General features: G+C 70.2%; 16 protein-coding genes. 8 read left to right on the top strand and 8 right to left on the bottom strand.

All coding sequences use genetic code 11. The annotated features are described in order from the left end of the window. The first annotated feature begins 1 nt into the window (after position 1). Positions 2–847: a GNAT family N-acetyltransferase gene (locus Q0967_RS14125; RefSeq protein ID WP_298750903.1), complete on the top strand. Its 846-nt coding sequence runs from the start codon at positions 2–4 to the stop codon at positions 845–847. After that, positions 844–1965, top strand: coding sequence for an o-succinylbenzoate synthase (gene menC, locus Q0967_RS14120; protein ID WP_298750902.1), 1122 nt, complete (start codon positions 844–846; stop codon positions 1963–1965). Before Q0967_RS14125 ends, menC begins: the two co-directional genes overlap by 4 nt. 9 nt (positions 1966–1974) lie before the next feature. Here the strand turns inward: menC and Q0967_RS14115 are convergent, their stop codons facing one another. Further along, positions 1975–3642, bottom strand: a complete 1668-nt coding sequence (locus Q0967_RS14115; RefSeq protein WP_298750901.1) for a CdaR family transcriptional regulator — start codon at positions 3640–3642, stop codon at positions 1975–1977. 117 nt (positions 3643–3759) lie between these two features. Further along, positions 3760–4122: a metalloregulator ArsR/SmtB family transcription factor gene (locus Q0967_RS14110; protein ID WP_298750899.1), complete on the bottom strand. Its 363-nt coding sequence runs from the start codon at positions 4120–4122 to the stop codon at positions 3760–3762. A gap of 83 nt (positions 4123–4205) precedes the next feature. On the opposite strand from Q0967_RS14110, the gene Q0967_RS14105 reads away from it, so the two are divergent. From Q0967_RS14105 to Q0967_RS14090, 4 genes are read left to right on the top strand one after another with little or no spacing between them, the layout of a single operon-like run. Further along, positions 4206–4673 (top strand): ArsI/CadI family heavy metal resistance metalloenzyme, encoded by a 468-nt coding sequence (locus Q0967_RS14105; RefSeq protein WP_298750898.1) that lies wholly within the window; start codon positions 4206–4208, stop codon positions 4671–4673. Continuing rightward, the gene (arsB, locus tag Q0967_RS14100; RefSeq protein ID WP_298750897.1) at positions 4670–5761 is read left to right on the top strand and encodes an ACR3 family arsenite efflux transporter; all 1092 of its coding nucleotides are present in this window, start codon (positions 4670–4672) and stop codon (positions 5759–5761) included. The genes Q0967_RS14105 and arsB overlap by 4 nt, the downstream gene beginning before the upstream one ends. Then, the gene (locus tag Q0967_RS14095) at positions 5758–6372 is read left to right on the top strand and encodes an arsenate reductase ArsC (protein WP_298750896.1); all 615 of its coding nucleotides are present in this window, start codon (positions 5758–5760) and stop codon (positions 6370–6372) included. The genes arsB and Q0967_RS14095 overlap by 4 nt, the downstream gene beginning before the upstream one ends. A gap of 30 nt (positions 6373–6402) precedes the next feature. Beyond that, on the top strand, positions 6403–6837 hold the full coding sequence (locus Q0967_RS14090; protein WP_298750895.1) for an arsenate reductase ArsC: 435 nt from the start codon (positions 6403–6405) through the stop codon (positions 6835–6837). A 166-nt stretch (positions 6838–7003) separates the two neighbouring features. Here Q0967_RS14090 and Q0967_RS14085 read toward each other — a convergent pair whose 3' ends face one another. Then, positions 7004–8434 carry a serine hydrolase gene (locus tag Q0967_RS14085; RefSeq protein ID WP_298750894.1) on the bottom strand — a complete coding sequence of 477 codons (1431 nt, stop codon included), beginning with the start codon at positions 8432–8434 and terminating at the stop codon, positions 7004–7006. A gap of 174 nt (positions 8435–8608) precedes the next feature. Next, positions 8609–9637 carry an NAD(P)-dependent alcohol dehydrogenase gene (locus Q0967_RS14080; protein ID WP_298750893.1) on the bottom strand — a complete coding sequence of 343 codons (1029 nt, stop codon included), beginning with the start codon at positions 9635–9637 and terminating at the stop codon, positions 8609–8611. Positions 9638–9727: 90 nt separating this feature from the next. Between Q0967_RS14080 and Q0967_RS14075 the strand changes: the two genes are divergently transcribed. Beyond that, positions 9728–10396, top strand: coding sequence for a TetR/AcrR family transcriptional regulator (locus Q0967_RS14075; protein ID WP_298750892.1), 669 nt, complete (start codon positions 9728–9730; stop codon positions 10394–10396). A 158-nt stretch (positions 10397–10554) separates the two neighbouring features. Here the strand turns inward: Q0967_RS14075 and Q0967_RS14070 are convergent, their stop codons facing one another. Further along, positions 10555–11229 carry a response regulator transcription factor gene (locus Q0967_RS14070; protein WP_298750890.1) on the bottom strand — a complete coding sequence of 225 codons (675 nt, stop codon included), beginning with the start codon at positions 11227–11229 and terminating at the stop codon, positions 10555–10557. Beyond that, the gene (locus Q0967_RS14065; protein ID WP_298750888.1) at positions 11226–12185 is read right to left on the bottom strand and encodes a sensor histidine kinase; all 960 of its coding nucleotides are present in this window, start codon (positions 12183–12185) and stop codon (positions 11226–11228) included. Before Q0967_RS14065 ends, Q0967_RS14070 begins: the two co-directional genes overlap by 4 nt. Positions 12186–12530: 345 nt before the next feature. On the opposite strand from Q0967_RS14065, the gene Q0967_RS14060 reads away from it, so the two are divergent. Further along, positions 12531–13271 carry a hypothetical protein gene (locus tag Q0967_RS14060; RefSeq protein ID WP_298750886.1) on the top strand — a complete coding sequence of 247 codons (741 nt, stop codon included), beginning with the start codon at positions 12531–12533 and terminating at the stop codon, positions 13269–13271. 392 nt (positions 13272–13663) lie between these two features. Here the strand turns inward: Q0967_RS14060 and Q0967_RS14055 are convergent, their stop codons facing one another. Both Q0967_RS14055 and Q0967_RS14050 read right to left on the bottom strand, forming a co-directional pair. Continuing rightward, complete coding sequence (locus Q0967_RS14055) at positions 13664–13984, bottom strand: DUF86 domain-containing protein (RefSeq protein WP_298750884.1); 321 nt, start codon at positions 13982–13984, stop codon at positions 13664–13666. Further along, a complete protein-coding gene (locus tag Q0967_RS14050; RefSeq protein ID WP_298750882.1) occupies positions 13981–14301 on the bottom strand; it encodes a nucleotidyltransferase family protein in 321 nt (106 codons plus the stop codon). The genes Q0967_RS14055 and Q0967_RS14050 overlap by 4 nt, the downstream gene beginning before the upstream one ends. Between the last annotated feature and the right edge of the window lie 250 nt (positions 14302–14551).

The raw sequence follows: 14551 nt of genomic DNA, 5'->3' as shown, positions 1-14551 counted from the left end.
GATGGCCGGCCCCCACCCCACGGTGCCTCCGCCCTCGGTCGACCGGCGCCGGCCCGCGGGCGACCTGGCACTCACGCTGGTCACCCGCCCCGAGGACTGTCTCGAGGTCGCACGGCTCTTCGACCGCATCTGGGCGGTCCAGGACGGCACCATCCTGGACCGGCACATGATGGTGGCCCTCATCCACAGCCAGAACTACGTCCTGCTGGCCAGCCTCGACGGCCGGCCCGTCGGGGCTGCTGTCGGCTTCTGCGGGCCACCCGGTCAGCCCTTCCACTCCCACATCGTGGGCGTGCGTCCGGAGGCGAGCGGCCACGGCATCGGCCGCGCCATCAAGGAGCACCAGCGTCGCTGGTGCCTCGACCGTGGGATCGCGACGATGGCGTGGACCTTCGACCCCCTGGTGTCCCGCAACGCGCACTTCAACATCCGCGTGCTGGGCGCCTTCCCGCGCCAGTACCACGAGGAGTTCTACGGACCGATGCGGGACACGGTCAACGCGGGGCAGGCCTCGGACCGGATGGTCGTCCGGTGGGACCTGCCGACCGGGACCCCTGCCGACCACGCCCGGACCCCCGCCGGCCCCACGTCCTCGACCACCGCCCACGTGGCCCTGTCGAACCAGGACGACGAGCCGGGTGGGCTCGCGCTCGACGTCCCGCCGGGCACCACCGACGTGCTGGTCGGCATCCCCCGGGACATCGAGGGGCTGCGCCGAGGCGACCCGGACCTGGCTCTGCGGTGGCGGCAGCAGACCCGGCTCGCCCTGGGGAGCCTGCTGGCGCAGGGCTGGCAGGTGCACGACTTCGACGACGACCGGCACTACATCCTGCGGAGGGAACCATGAGGCTCACCAGCCTGCGCCTGCACCTCATCGAGATGCCGTTGCGCTCCCCCTTCACGACCTCCTTCGCCACGACCACCTCGCGCAGCTGCTACCTGGTGGAGGCCCGGGTCTCCACCGCCGACGGTCGCGAGGTGACCGGCTGGGGAGAGTGCGTGGCGATGGAGGCTCCCCTCTACTCCGCCGAGCACCTCTCCGGTGCGGTCGAGGTCACCCGCCGCTGGCTGGCGCCCGCGCTCTTTGCGGTCGAGGACCTCACCGCCGAGACCGTCGGCTGGCACCTGCGGCACGTCGTCGGACACCCGATGGCCAAGGCCGCCCTGGAGATGGCGGTGCTCGACGCCCAGCTGCGCGCCCACGACCTGTCCTTCGCCGACTACCTCGGGGCGGTCCGGACGAGGGTGCCCAGCGGCGTCTCGGTCGGCATCCAGCCCTCGGCCGAGGAGACCGTCCGCGTCGTGGGCGACTTCCTGGACCAGGGGTATGCCCGGATCAAGCTGAAGATCCAGCCGGGCAGCGACCTGGTGCCGGTCCGGGCGGTCCGGAAGGCGTTCGGTGACGACCTGCTCTTCCAGGTGGACGCCAACGCGGCCTACACCCTGGCGGACGTCGGCCTGCTCCGCCGTCTCGACGACGCCGACCTGCTGCTCATCGAGCAGCCGCTCGGGGAGGCCGACCTGCGGCAGCACGCCGAGCTCGCGCGTCAGGTGCGCACGCCCGTCTGCCTGGACGAGTCCATCGTCTCGGCCGAGGCGGCGGCGGACGCCATCGCCCTCGGCGCGACCTCCGTCATCAACATCAAGCCGGGACGGGTGGGGGGCTACCTCGAGGCGCGTCGCATCCACGACCTGGCGCGCGCGCACGGCATACCCGTGTGGTGCGGGGGGATGCTCGAGACCGGGGTGGGCCGGGCGGCCAACGCGGCGCTCGCGGCGCTGCCGGGCTTCGTGCTGCCCGGGGACATCTCCGGCTCGGACCGCTTCTACACCGAGGACGTCACGGAGCCGATCGTCATGCGCGACGGTGAGGTGGACGTGCCGACCGGGCCGGGCTTCGGCGTCGAGGTGCGGCCGGACGCGCTGGAGCGGTTCAGCACCGCCACGCTGGATCTCGCCCCCTGAGCTCCACCCTCAGGACGGGGGCAGGAGCCGGAGCTGCAGGTTGGCGGCGAAGCGGGCCTCGGGGTCTGCCAGGTCGATCGCGCTGATGCTCTCGATGCGCCGCAGCCGGTACCGCAGGGTGTTGGGATGGATGTGCAGCGCACCGGCGGCGGCCGCCACGTCACCGTGCGCGTCGAGCCAGGCCCGCAGGGTCTCCACGAACGAGGTCTGCTGCGTCCGGTCGTGCTCGACCAGGTGGGAGACGGGCCCGCTCGGCTGCTCGTCGTCGGAGAGCAGGCGGTCGCGCAGCTCCAGCAGGAAGGACTGGATCTGCACCTCGCGGTAGGCAGCCACGGCTCCGCCCGAGCCGTCGACCGAGCCGGAGCGGCCCTCCATGAGGACCCGGAGGGCACGGTCGGCACCACGCCGGGCCGCCGCCAGCCCGTCGACGTCGGTGGCCAGCGGACCGATGCCCACCCGTGAGGAGAGCCCCGGCCCCGTGCGGGCGACGAAGTCCCGGGCGATGCGCTCCGCGGACGCCAGACCGTCGGTGACCGGGATCAGCGCGTAGGTGACCTCGCCGAGCAGGGCCGTCGCCGCCTTGGGGTGGACCGACGTCAGGTGCAGGGCCAGGGCGTCGCTGCGCCGCTCCCTCTCCACGGCGTCCTGGCCGAGCGCCCCGAGGTCCTCCCTCCCCGCGGCCGACCCGCCGGAAGGCTCTCCGACCTGCATCGCCAGGACGGCCACGGTGACGCCGGCCAGGCCCAGGCGGCTCACGGCGTGCCGCGCCCGGGCCCCTCCCTCGAGGGCGGTGCCCAGCAGGTCGGCCCGCAGCCGTCGCGAGGCGTCGGCGCCCGCACGGATGCGCAGCAGGTGCAGCGCCACCAGCTTGGCCGACTCCGTCAGCGCAGCGGCGCGTTCCTCGTCGAGCTCCTCGTCGACCGCGACCCAGATCGACCCCAGCACCTCGGTCCCGGCCCGGACGGCCATCGCGACCCGGAGCTTGCGGACGGCGTCCTCGACCTGGAGCCGGATGCTGATCGGCCGGTCCGCGGCATACAGGAGGGAGAAGAACCCCTGGTCGTCCAGGAGCCGGGCGTAGCGTTCGGGCACCTGCCGTTCGAGGATCGTCTCGATGCGCGAGGGGTCGGCCTCGTCCTGGCGTCCGGAGAAGGCCAGCACGCGCGAGCTGCGGTCCTCGATGGTCACCGGTGCGTCGACGAGGCTGCCGATCGCGTTGGCCAGCCCGAAGAGGTCGCCCGAGGGCAGGCCTCCCATCGTCTCGTCGTCGGCGCCGCCGACGTCGCCCTCGGCCAGCAGCGAGCGCAGCATGGCGGTGAGCTGCGCCCACGAGGCACCACGGGTAAGTCCGGCCACGGTCATCCCGTGCTGCTGGCAGATCGCGGTCAGAGCGGCACCCGCCTCGACCGGCTCCCGCACGATCAGCAGGGAGGCTCCCCTGGCCCCGGCGCGGTCCGCCAGCTCCGCGACCTGGTCCGCGCCGCTCACCCCGACACCGAGGACGACCGGCGAGGCCGGGCCGTGCTGGTCGTCGAGCGGGTCGTGGATCACCACACCCTCCACGGCGCGGCCCGGGCTCCCGAGGACGAGCGGGCGCAGGAAGGTGCTGCCCAGGTCGTCGAGGACCCGACCCACCGTGGCCGAGGGCCGCGGGCTGCTCGACCGGGCGGAGTTCATCGGGTCAGTGTCTGAACCCGCGGACACCCCGGGACGCGGGCCCGCCCGGCAGGCACGACCGGCCTCGTCCCCGTCCCGTCCGCACCGCACCCGGCAGGCGGACGAGGAGGTGGCCGGCTAGACCTCGAGCGCGCGTCGGGCGAGCGCCAGCCGGTCCGGCACGAGGGCGAACCACGCCCACTGGCCACGCCGATCGCGGGTGAGCAGGCCCGCCTCGACCAGCACCTTGAGGTGGTGGCTCACGGTGGGCTGACTGAGGCCGAGCGGGGTGGGCAGGTCGCACGCGCAGATCTCCTGGCCGGGCGAGCAGCGCACGATGCCGAGGATCTGCAGACGGACCGGGTCCGCCACGGCCTTGAGCAGGCGGGCCACGAGCACGGCGTCGTCACGCGTCATCGGCGAGCTGCCCTCGGTGGCGCAGCAGCGGTCCACCGCCTGGGCGAGCTGGGCACGTCCGTCGGGTGCTGGTGCGTTCATCACCCGGCCATATTGACATACATCGATGTGTGGTGTCAGGGTCTGTGTATCGACATACATCGATATCTTCGTCAGGAAGGGATCCCATGAGCCGCGTCCAGCTCGCTCTCGACGTCGTGGACCTCGACGCGTCCGTCGACTTCTACTCCACCCTCTTCGGCGTCGGCCCGCACAAGCGCCGCCCGGGCTACGCGAACTTCGCGATCAGCGAACCCCCGCTCAAGCTCGTGCTCATCCAGACCGACGGTGCCACCCGCGGCACCGGCGCGAAGGGCGCCCTGAACCACCTCGGCGTCGAGGTCGACAGCGTCGAGGAGGTGGCCGGGGCTCGCGCCCGCCTGACCGACAGCGGACTGGCCACCTTCGACGAGACCGACACGACCTGCTGCTACGCCCTGCAGGACAAGGTGTGGGTGCACGACCCGGCCGGGGCGCCGTGGGAGGTCTACGTCGTCAAGGACGAGAACCCCCAGGACGCCCGGCCGGCCACGGCCTCCATCCCGGTCCTGGAGTCCACCCCGGCGTGCTGCACACCCGCAGGTGCCCACGAGTGACGACGGTCCAGCACGCGCCGGAGCAGGTGGCCGGCAGGCTCTCCCCCCTCGACCGCTACCTGCCCGCCTGGATCGGGCTCGCGATGATCCTGGGTCTCGCCCTCGGTCGCACGGTCCCCGGCCTGGGCGCTGCCCTCGACGCCGTGCAGCTGCACGGCATCTCGCTGCCCATCGCCATCGGGCTGCTGGTGATGATGTACCCCCCGCTGGCCAAGGTCCGCTACGACCGTCTCGGCGCCGTGACCTCCGACCGCCGGCTGCTGGCGGGCTCGCTGGTCCTCAACTGGGTCCTCGGCCCCGCGCTGATGTTCGCCCTCGCGTGGCTGCTCCTGCCCGACCTGCCCGAGTACCGCACCGGCCTCATCATCGTCGGCCTCGCCCGGTGCATCGCCATGGTCATCATCTGGAACGACCTCGCCTGCGGGGACCGTGAGGCCGCCGCCCTGCTCGTCGCGCTCAACTCGCTCTTCCAGATCATCGCGTTCGCCGGGCTCGGGTGGTTCTACCTGACCGTCCTACCCGGCTGGCTCGGCCTCGAGCAGACCGCCCTGGAGGCCTCCTTCACCCAGATCGCCGTCTCCGTGCTGGTCTTCCTCGGGGTCCCGCTGCTGGCCGGCTACCTCTCCCGCACCCTGGGCGAGCGGACGAAGGGCCGGGAGTGGTACGAGAACACCTTCCTGCCCCGCATCTCCCCCTTCGCCCTGCTCGGGCTGCTGTTCACCATCGTGCTGCTCTTCGCGCTGCAGGGCGAGCGCATCACCAGCCAGCCCCTGGACGTCGCCCGGATCGCCCTCCCCCTCCTGGCCTACTTCACCATCATGTGGGGCGGCGGCTACGCCCTCGGAGTCGCACTCGGGCTGGGCTACGAGCGCACCACCACCCTGGCGTTCACCGCCGCGGGCAACAACTTCGAGCTCGCCATCGCCGTCGCCATCGCCACGTTCGGAGTGACGTCCGGCCAGGCGCTGGCCGGTGTCGTCGGCCCCCTCATCGAGGTCCCTGTGCTCGTGGCCCTCGTCTACGTATCACTGGCCCTGCGCCGCCGATCCGGGGCCAGGGATCCGATCCCTACCCAGGAAAGACCATGACCACATCTGTGCCGGCCTACACCGCCATCGTCGACGACCTGACCTACACCTACGAGGGGATCTTCCCCCGTGAGTCGGTCCAGCTCGCCGTCGAGGAGGCCTGGCAACGGCTCGACGCCGTCTCCACCATCCACACCTTCCTCCCGGTGCTCGTCGCCAAGGACGCCCGCGAGCGGCTCAGCGCTGCGGCCCAGGCCGAGGGTCGCATCACCAAGAAGGTCCCCGAGCTGCTCTTCGTGTGCGTGCACAACGCCGGACGCTCACAGATGGCCGCCGCCCTGGCCGAGCACCTGTCCGGCGGGCGGGTGCACGTGCGCTCGGCCGGCTCACGACCCTCCCGGGAGATCAACCCCCTGGTCGTCGAGGCCCTGGCCGAACGAGGCATCTCGCTGACCGAGGCATACCCCAAGCCGCTGACCGACTCCGTGACCCGCGCGGCCGACGTCATCGTCAACATGGGCTGCGGCGACGCCTGCCCGATCTACCCGGGGCGCCGCTACGAGGACTGGACCGTCCCGGATCCCGAGGGCGCCGACCTCGCCACCGTGCGCGACATCCGCGACGACCTCCAGGCCCGGGTCACCACCCTCCTGCGTGAAGTCCTCGACTGACCCGCCGACACCGCCCCCCGAGGAGCACCGATGAGCAGCAGTCCCCGACCCTCTGTCCTCTTCGTCTGCGTGCACAACGCCGGACGCTCCCAGATGGCGCAGGCGTGGCTGACCCACCTCGCCGGCGATGCTGTCGAGGTGAGGTCCGCCGGGTCCGCGCCGGCCGGGTCCGTCAACCCCGCCGCGGTCGAGGCCATGCGCGAGGTCGGCATCGACATCAGCCACGCCCGTCCCACGGTCCTCACCACCGAGTCCGTGCAGCTCTCCGACGTCGTCATCACGATGGGCTGCGGCGACGCCTGCCCCATCTACCCCGGCAAGCGCTACGAGGACTGGCCGCTGGACGACCCGGCGGGCCAGGGCGTCGAGGCCGTGCGCCCCATCCGGGACGCCATCCGCCAACGGGTCGTCGACCTGCTCATCTCCTTGGAGGTCGAGGTCAGCGGTGAGGGGACGTCCGTCTGAGGCCGTCGTCGTCCTGTCGGGTGAGACGACACGGCCGTTTCGGGAGCAGAGACCGGCTATCCCGGCGGCCCGTCGTGCGCAGTCATGGCCCCTTCAGGGCCACAGGCGCACACGGCCCGCCGCCTGCGCAGGCCCTGGGATGCAGCACAGAGCCCCCAGTTCCGCGTCACCATCTGTCGCGAGACGCGATGGGCGAGGCTTCATCAGGCAGGTGTCGACGGGATGGGCGTTGATCGCCCGTGTAGGCCACCGCGAGCCTGAAGGCTGCCCACGCGACGCCGGTCACCGCGGTGGCGATGAGCGCCGCGCCGAAGTCTGGGGAGAAGAGCAGTATGGTGCGGATCGGCGCGCCTCCTACGGTCGGCACGAGAGCGAAGATGGCCCACGCCGCCAGCAGTGTGGTGAGGAGTGGGAACCACAGGCTGAAGCGGCCGGAGATGCCGGCCGTGGACTTGGCGCGGATCGCCCTGCGGTGCCGCCAGGCCCAGACCATGCTGAGCAGGTACACGGCAGGGAGGGCCACGAGGGAGACGAAGAAGGCCTTCTGCCAGACCTGGGAGCCGTGTGCGTCGTCGTCCAGGCCCAGCGCCGTGGTCGTGATGCCGTCGAGCAGCGGAGCAGACTCCCCGAATCCCAGTCCACTGCCGCCGTTGACCAGCACCACGACCGCCTTGTTCTCAGTGGGGACCATCGTCGCGAGGGTCTCTACACCGGGGGTCGATCCCGAGTGCCATACCGTCTGGATGGCCGGGTCGATGAACCAGCCGAGACCGTAGAACGGCGATGCCGGGCCGGCCGGTCGCATCATCTGCGCTTTGCCTTGGGCGCTGAGCACGTCGTCCTGGCCGTTCATCATCATCTGCAGGTAGCTGCCCAGGTCTGTTGCGCTGGCGACGATGCCGCCCTGGGGCGCCGTCACCCGGTCGGTGGTGTTCGCGGGCAGGGGTCTCTTGGTCCCGAACCACGGTCGGTGCCCGGTCGCCATGGAGACGTGGACCTGGCCGTCGGCGACGAAGCTGTGGTCCATGCCGACCGGCTCCAGGATGTTGGCCGCCACATAGCGCTGGTACTCCTGACCACTCACCACCTCGATGACGCGACCCAGGATCTGGTAGTTGGTGTTGGAGTACTCCCAACGCTCACCCGCTTCATACGCCGGGGTCTCCTCCGTCAGCGTGTCCACCTGGCGGGCGAGGTCGTCGGCGCCACCCGTAGCCCGCACCCGCGACGTGTTTCCCTGCACGGTGGAGAAGCCGCTCGTGTGGCTGAGCAGCTGCCGGATCGTGACGGCGCCGGCCGGTCGGTCGGAGAAGTCGCTGAGGTACCGCGAGACCTCGGCGTCCAGGTCGATGTCGTCTGCCTCGACCAGCTGCATCACGGCCAGGGCCGTGAAGCTCTTGGAGATCGACCCGGAGACGAACGGGGTGTCCGGTGTGACCGGCGCGTCGCTCCCACGCCTGAGCACTCCACGCGCGCCGAGCGAGGTGATCTCGCCCTCGGCGACGACGGCGTAGGCCACGCCTGGGACCCCCGACGCCGACATCTGGCGATCGATGACGTCCTCGACCGCGGCAGACTCGGGTGCGGCAGACGACACACCTGATGGGACGACGGCCACGGCGGCCAGGGCAACCACGGCGGGAAAGCGCCACATGATCTCGTGTCTCCTCTGTTCGTCATCGGGGATCGCGGTGGTTCAGTGGCGTCCTCGGGGGAAGGTCGCTACGCCATGGACGGGGCCCTGACAAATCGAGGCTGCCGGTGCTCCGCGTCACGAGTGGACCGTGATGACAGCCTTGGTGGTGAGCGTGCCGGCCTCCATCGCCGCGATGGCTCCGGGCACCTCCTCGAGAGTGAACTGCTGGCCGATCGCGGCGGTGACGGCGCCGTTCGCCAGGTACTCAGCGAGGCGCTCGATGTCCTCGCGCGACTCGCTGCTGACGAAGAACGTGAGCCGTTGCCGCACGAACAGCGACAGCAGGGCCGCACCCAGCTGGCGTCCGATGCCGCCGGTGAGACGGTCACCGCCCTCCCCACCGACGATGACGAGCGTGCCCGTAGCGGTAAGTGCTCTCCGGAGGCGGGAGAGCGGGTTGCGACCTCCGGTGTCGATGATGAGGTCGTACCGGCGTTCGCCATCGTCGATGTGCTGGCAGGTGTAGTCGATGACGTCGTCAGCGCCGAGGGTCCGGACGACGTCGAGCTTGCTGGTGCTGGCGACGCCGGTGACCGTGGCCCCGAGCGCCTTGGCGATCTGCACGGCGAAGGACCCGACCCCGCCGGAGGCGCCGATGATCAGGACGTTCTGGCCACCTTCGAGCCGGCCGACCGTGGTCAGCGCCTGCAGGGCAGTGATCCCCGAGATCGCCGACGCGGCAGCCTCCTCATCGCTGACGGTGTCGGGTTTGAGGACGAGCTTGGACTCCTTGGCCGCGGCGAACTCGGCGAAGGTACCGGTGCCGATACCGAACACCTCGTCGCCGACGGAGAACCGGGTGACGTCGTCACCGACTGCCGCCACACGACCGGCGACGTCCATGCCCGGCACCAGGCCTTTGGGCTTGCTGAAGCCGTAACCCATGATCCGGATCAGGTATGGCCTGCCGGTCATGAGGTGCCACACGCCCCGGTCGAGCCCGGCCGCGGCGACCTTGATCAGCACCTCGTCAGCGGCGATCGCGGGCCGGTCCACCCTGCCGACCTGGAGCACGTCGCTCGATCCGTAGGCCCGTTGGGTGACCGCTCGCATCGTGGTCACTCCCATCCCGTCGGTCGTCTGCTCGTGGTGCGTCTGCATCATCGTCTCCCGGTCGTACTTTGTACCAAATTGTGGTGTGTACGATACTCGTACTTAGTACTGACCGCAAGCAACAGATCGGAGGCAGCCCCGGTGACACCGGCTGACACCTCGGTGGGCTCGACCAAGCAGCGGCTCACCCGCGACCGGGTGCTGGACGGCGCCATCTCCCTCGCAGACCGGATCGGGGTCGACTCCCTGACCATCCGCCGGCTGGCAGACGCCCTGGAGACCAGGCCGATGACGATCTACCACCACCTGCCCAACAAGGAAGCCATCCTCGACGGGATGGTCGACCGCGTCTTCGCCGAGATCGACCGGCCGCCCGCCGATCTGGACTGGAAGCCGGCCATGCGCCACCGCTGCATGTCAGCCCGGGAGGTGCTCAGTCGCCACCCCTGGGCCGTGCCCCTCATGGAGTCCCGCTCCAACGCCCTCCCCGAGACCCTCGGCCACCATGACGCCGTGCTCGGGTGCCTGCGCCGAGGGGGGTTGTCACTCGACATGACGGGCCACGCCTACGCCCTGCTGGACAGCTACGTCTACGGATTCGCCCTTCAGGAGGCAAGCCTGCCCGCCACCGGAGGCGCCGAGATGGCCGACCTCGCGCATGCCCTGATCACACCGTTGCCCGACGGCGCCTACCCGCACCTCGCCGAGTTCACCGCCCGACATGTGATGCAACCCGGCTACGACTTCCGCGCCGAGTTCGAGTTCGGCCTCGACCTCGTCCTCGACGCGCTCGAGGCTCGTGTCCCGTGATCGCCGGGGTCGTCGCCGAGCCGCGAACCAGCCCCCGTCGAGCGTTGAGCTGCATGGCGCGGACAGGAGCACCTCGCCTCACGTGGATGTCGTGGTCGGGCGTGGGCTGAGCACTGCCGTGTGGCGGTCTTCTGACGCACTCGTGGTGCTGTTGTGGCTCAGGCGTGGTGCCTGCGAGCGTCGATGCGGCCGCTCTCGTAGGCCCAGATCACGAGCTCGACGCGGTTGCGTGCAGACAGCTTGGCCATGAGCGCGCCGATGTGGGTCTTGACGGTGCTGAGCGAGAGGTAGAGCTCCTCGGCGATCTCGCCGTTGGTCCGGCCGGCGGCGACGAGATCGAGGACGGCCTCCTCTCGCGGGGTCAGCGGATCGACAGGCTCGGCCGTCTGCTCGCCGCGGGACGAGGCGAAGGTCGCCAGAAGCCGAGCCGTGACGGCGGGCGCGATCAGGGCCTCGCCCGTCGCGGCGGATCTGATGGCGCGAGCCAGGAGATCGGGATCGGCATCCTTGAGAAGGAAGCCGCGGGCGCCCGCCCGCAGTGCGTCGTAGACGTACTCGTCCTGGTCGAAGGTGGTGATGACGATGACGGGCACGGGGTCCCTGACCTCAGGGCCGGCGACCCGTCGGGTGGCCTCGATGCCGTCGAGGTTCGGCATCCGGATGTCGAAGAGGCAGACGTCAGGACGCAGCGACCGCACCTGCTGCACGGCCTCCAGTCCGTCACGCGCCTCTCCGACCACGTCGATCGTCGGATCGGCGCCGAGGATGGTGGCGAGGCCGACGCGGACCATGTCCTGGTCGTCCGCGATCAGCACCCGCACGGGCGACGTCATGACCGTGCCTCGGTCTCGGCCGTGACGAGCGGGATCGTCGCCACGACACTCCAGCCACCCCCCGGATCAGGGCCCGCGCTAACCTCGCCCCCCAGGAGGGACAGACGTTCCCGCATGCCGGCAAGACCGTAGGACGGGCTGGCCCGTCGCGTGCGCGTGGTGGCCGGTCGTCCGTCGTCGTGCACCCGCAGCCGCACCGTGGGTCCCTCCCTGGTGAGGTCGACTGACACCACCGTGGGGTCCTGGGCGTGACGCCCAGCGTTCGTCACCGCTTCCTGGGCCGCGCGGAACAGTGCCGACTCCACAGGGGCCGGCAGCCGGTCGAGATCGCCCGACGTGTTGACGACGACCCGAGGGCCGGGATCCTGGTCCCGAGCGAGTCGCGGTATGTCGGCAACCCCGTGGGTCGGGGTCCGACTCCCGATGCCTGTCTCCTCGTCGTGGCGCAGCACGGCCACCATCGCGCGCATGTCGTCCAGGGTCCGCGCAGCGGCTCTCTCCACGCCATCGATGGCCTCGGCGGCGGCGTCCGGGTCGGTCCGGGCGCGAACCTTCGCGGCGCGGGCGTGCAGCAGAATTCCGGAGACATGGTGGGCGACCGTGTCGTGGAGGTCGCGGGCCAGCTGTTCACGCTCGCGGGCCCGGATCTCCTCGCGGGCTCGCACCTGAGACCTGGCCCAGAATCGCATGAGTGCACCGAGAGCAACCGGCAACATGAGCGCGCCGACGCCGAGCGCCATCGAGGATCCGCTGGAGTCGTAGAGAGGCTCACGTGCCAGGTGGACCACCAGTAGGTAGCAGCTGCCGACGACCACACCGCGACCGCTGGCCCAGCGCCCCAACGAGTAGGCCAGCAGCAGCACGACGGCGGTGACGTTAAGGACGCTGTAGGGCTCCCCAGCCAGCGCAGGAACGACGCCGGCGACGGTCTGGGCGGCATAGGCCACGACGAGCATCGCAAGAGGATGGCGGGGCCGCCACAGGAGCGTGGCGACGCAGACCAGAGCCCAGGCTGCGTTCCAGACCGGCCAGACCACGTCACCGCGGAGCCCGGCCTCGAGCGCCGTCACCGGGATCAGCCCGGCGACCAGGGCACGGTCCCACCACGTTGTCCCCGCCGGAGCGCCAGCCCGCGGTTCCTCCCAGAGCGCGCGCAGCGCACCTCCGCCCATACCTCAGGTTAAGCCGCAGACGCCGCCGGCCGCATGGAACTTTCGGTCGCCTCGGGATGGCCGAAGGGACGAGAGCGTAGAGGCCCGAGCTCCGATGTGTTGCGGAGTACGGCCTTCGAGGATGGAAGCATGAAACGACACACCGCTCCCACCGCATCCGACACCACCACCACGGCCGGGCACGCTTCGGCCCCCGCGGGCACCGCACCGCACCGAACGTCACCCGCCCTGGTCCGCGACGGCGGCATCGCCGCCCAGGTCGTCGCCGGCAGCTATGTTCTGGGCTTCCTCGTCATGGCCGCCTACCTTGTCCCTCGCGGTTTCACCTCACCCGTGGAGGACCCCGCTGGCTCACTCAGCTTTCTGCGCGCCCACCACGCCGAGCTGGCTGGCTGGTACATGGTTCTCTACCTCGTGGGTGGGGTTGCGATGGCGCTGGTCACACTCGGGGTCGGTCAGCGTCTGGCCGCGGCTCCGGCTCTCGGCCGGTTCTCCACGGCACTCGGGATGATCTGGTCTGGACTGCTCGTCGCCAGCGGGAGCGTCGCCCTCGTCGCCCAAGACGCCGCCGTGAGCCTCTGGGCCGAACACCCCGACCTCGCCCTCAACACTTGGGTCTCGACGAGCGTGGTCCAGGACGCCCTCGGCGGTGGCATCGAGGTCGCCGGAGCCCTCTGGGTGGCCGTGGTCGGACTCGGGATCTTGCGGACCCGCTCTCTCTCTGCGGGCCTGGGCGGGCTCGCGCTGGGTCTGGCTGCCGTCGGGATGGCTACCGTCATCCCCATCGCCTCCGAGCTCGCGACATCCGTCTTCGGGCTCGGGATGATCGTCTGGTTCACCTGGCTCGGACTCGTGGTGCACCGGCGCTGACTGTCCCGCTGAACCCTCCTGCATATCCCACTCCTGGGAGTCACCATGAGAATCTCGAGAATCACGCTGTGGCCGACCGGAACAGCGCCGCTGAGTGACCGATGTTTGACAACGAACCCCACGCCTGTGACAGCTGTGTGCCAGAAATCTGGCGTTTCGTGTCTCGACACGGCCATCTGTCCCCAACACGAAACCCCCAGATCCGCGTCCTGGTGCGGATTCTGAGGGCTGCGGTGCGACAAGCCGCACAGCGTGAGACACGTGGGTGGAGGTGGCGGGAAACTCCTCGCTAACGCTCTGACCAGCATGGATGCTCGCGGACACTCCCCCGTGTCAGCCCTGTGTCAGTTTTGATCGGCGGATTCGGCACCTTCCCCCACGAGACAGGTCCTTCACAGCTGACGGAGGCGATCGGCCAAGGGACCGAGCTGGTTGTCGACGATGTCGAGGATCAACTCGGCGTCGACACGGAAGTACTCGTGCACGACGACGTTGCGCAGTCCCGCGGTTGCTCCCCATGGGACCTCCGGCGCCCGATCGCGCGTCTCGCTAGGAAGTACCCGCACCGCCTCCCCGATCAAGGCCAAGTTGCGCAGCACCGCGTCATAGGCCATCCCCTGGAGCTCGCCGGACGCAAGATGCTGGGTGTAGCCCTGGCATCGTTCGATCGCATGCAGGATGTCGGCGAAGCGTTCCTGCTCGGATCGCGTCACACCGGCACCGCATCGCTGAGCGCAGTACTCGACACCTCAGCGCGCAGAAGGGTCGGCGTCACCACATCGACGCGGCGGCCGAAGACGTCGCTGAGTTCCTCACCCATGCCCGCCACGCGCAGGAGGGGGTTCCCTATGTCCGGCAGCAGATCCACGAGAAGGTCGACGTCGCTGTCCGCCGTCGCGTCGCCTCTGGCTACCGAGCCGAACAATCTTGGATTGGTCGCACCGTAGCGCTCGAGGATCTGCTCAAGAGCGTCACGATGAGCAACGACCACCGCACGGAGGGCGGTGCTCTCGGACGTGACGGTGCTCATGTGTCAAGGGTAGAGGGCCAGCATCGTGACGCCTAGGACCAGGAAACCCACGAGTGAGCGATCCGGGTCAGTCAGCATCGCCGCTGATGATCCGTGGCCCCTTCGAGGCAGCTGTGGAACAGGAGGCAAATGCGCACCGCGTTACGGCTGAGTCGATGGCCTCCGTCTGTAGACAGTTGAGTCCCGCATAGTGGTGTAGCGCGGTAGCTGAGGTCGTCGTCTCCGGCGTGTGTGCCGGACGAGGACGCGG

The organism is uncultured Serinicoccus sp., assembly GCF_947500995.1.
Taxonomy (GTDB): domain Bacteria; phylum Actinomycetota; class Actinomycetes; order Actinomycetales; family Dermatophilaceae; genus Ornithinicoccus.
The sequence above is the reverse complement of the archived record's forward strand: the minus strand, read 5'-3'. Positions and strand labels throughout refer to the sequence as shown.

Excerpts from the sequence above, each read along its gene's own strand:
- Q0967_RS14090 (WP_298750895.1), top strand. The coding sequence starts at position 6,403 with ATGAGCAGCAGTCCCCGACCCTCTGTCCTCTTCGTCTGCGTGCACAAC.
- Q0967_RS14125 (WP_298750903.1), top strand. The coding sequence starts at position 2 with ATGGCCGGCCCCCACCCCACGGTGCCTCCGCCCTCGGTCGACCGGCGC.
- Q0967_RS14050 (WP_298750882.1), bottom strand. The coding sequence starts at position 14,301 with ATGAGCACCGTCACGTCCGAGAGCACCGCCCTCCGTGCGGTGGTCGTT.
- menC (WP_298750902.1), top strand. The coding sequence starts at position 844 with ATGAGGCTCACCAGCCTGCGCCTGCACCTCATCGAGATGCCGTTGCGC.
- Q0967_RS14115 (WP_298750901.1), bottom strand. The coding sequence starts at position 3,642 with ATGAACTCCGCCCGGTCGAGCAGCCCGCGGCCCTCGGCCACGGTGGGT.
- Q0967_RS14080 (WP_298750893.1), bottom strand. The coding sequence starts at position 9,637 with ATGATGCAGACGCACCACGAGCAGACGACCGACGGGATGGGAGTGACC.
- Q0967_RS14070 (WP_298750890.1), bottom strand. The coding sequence starts at position 11,229 with ATGACGTCGCCCGTGCGGGTGCTGATCGCGGACGACCAGGACATGGTC.
- Q0967_RS14105 (WP_298750898.1), top strand. The coding sequence starts at position 4,206 with ATGAGCCGCGTCCAGCTCGCTCTCGACGTCGTGGACCTCGACGCGTCC.
- Q0967_RS14065 (WP_298750888.1), bottom strand. The coding sequence starts at position 12,185 with ATGCTCGTCGTGGCCTATGCCGCCCAGACCGTCGCCGGCGTCGTTCCT.
- Q0967_RS14095 (WP_298750896.1), top strand. The coding sequence starts at position 5,758 with ATGACCACATCTGTGCCGGCCTACACCGCCATCGTCGACGACCTGACC.
- Q0967_RS14060 (WP_298750886.1), top strand. The coding sequence starts at position 12,531 with ATGAAACGACACACCGCTCCCACCGCATCCGACACCACCACCACGGCC.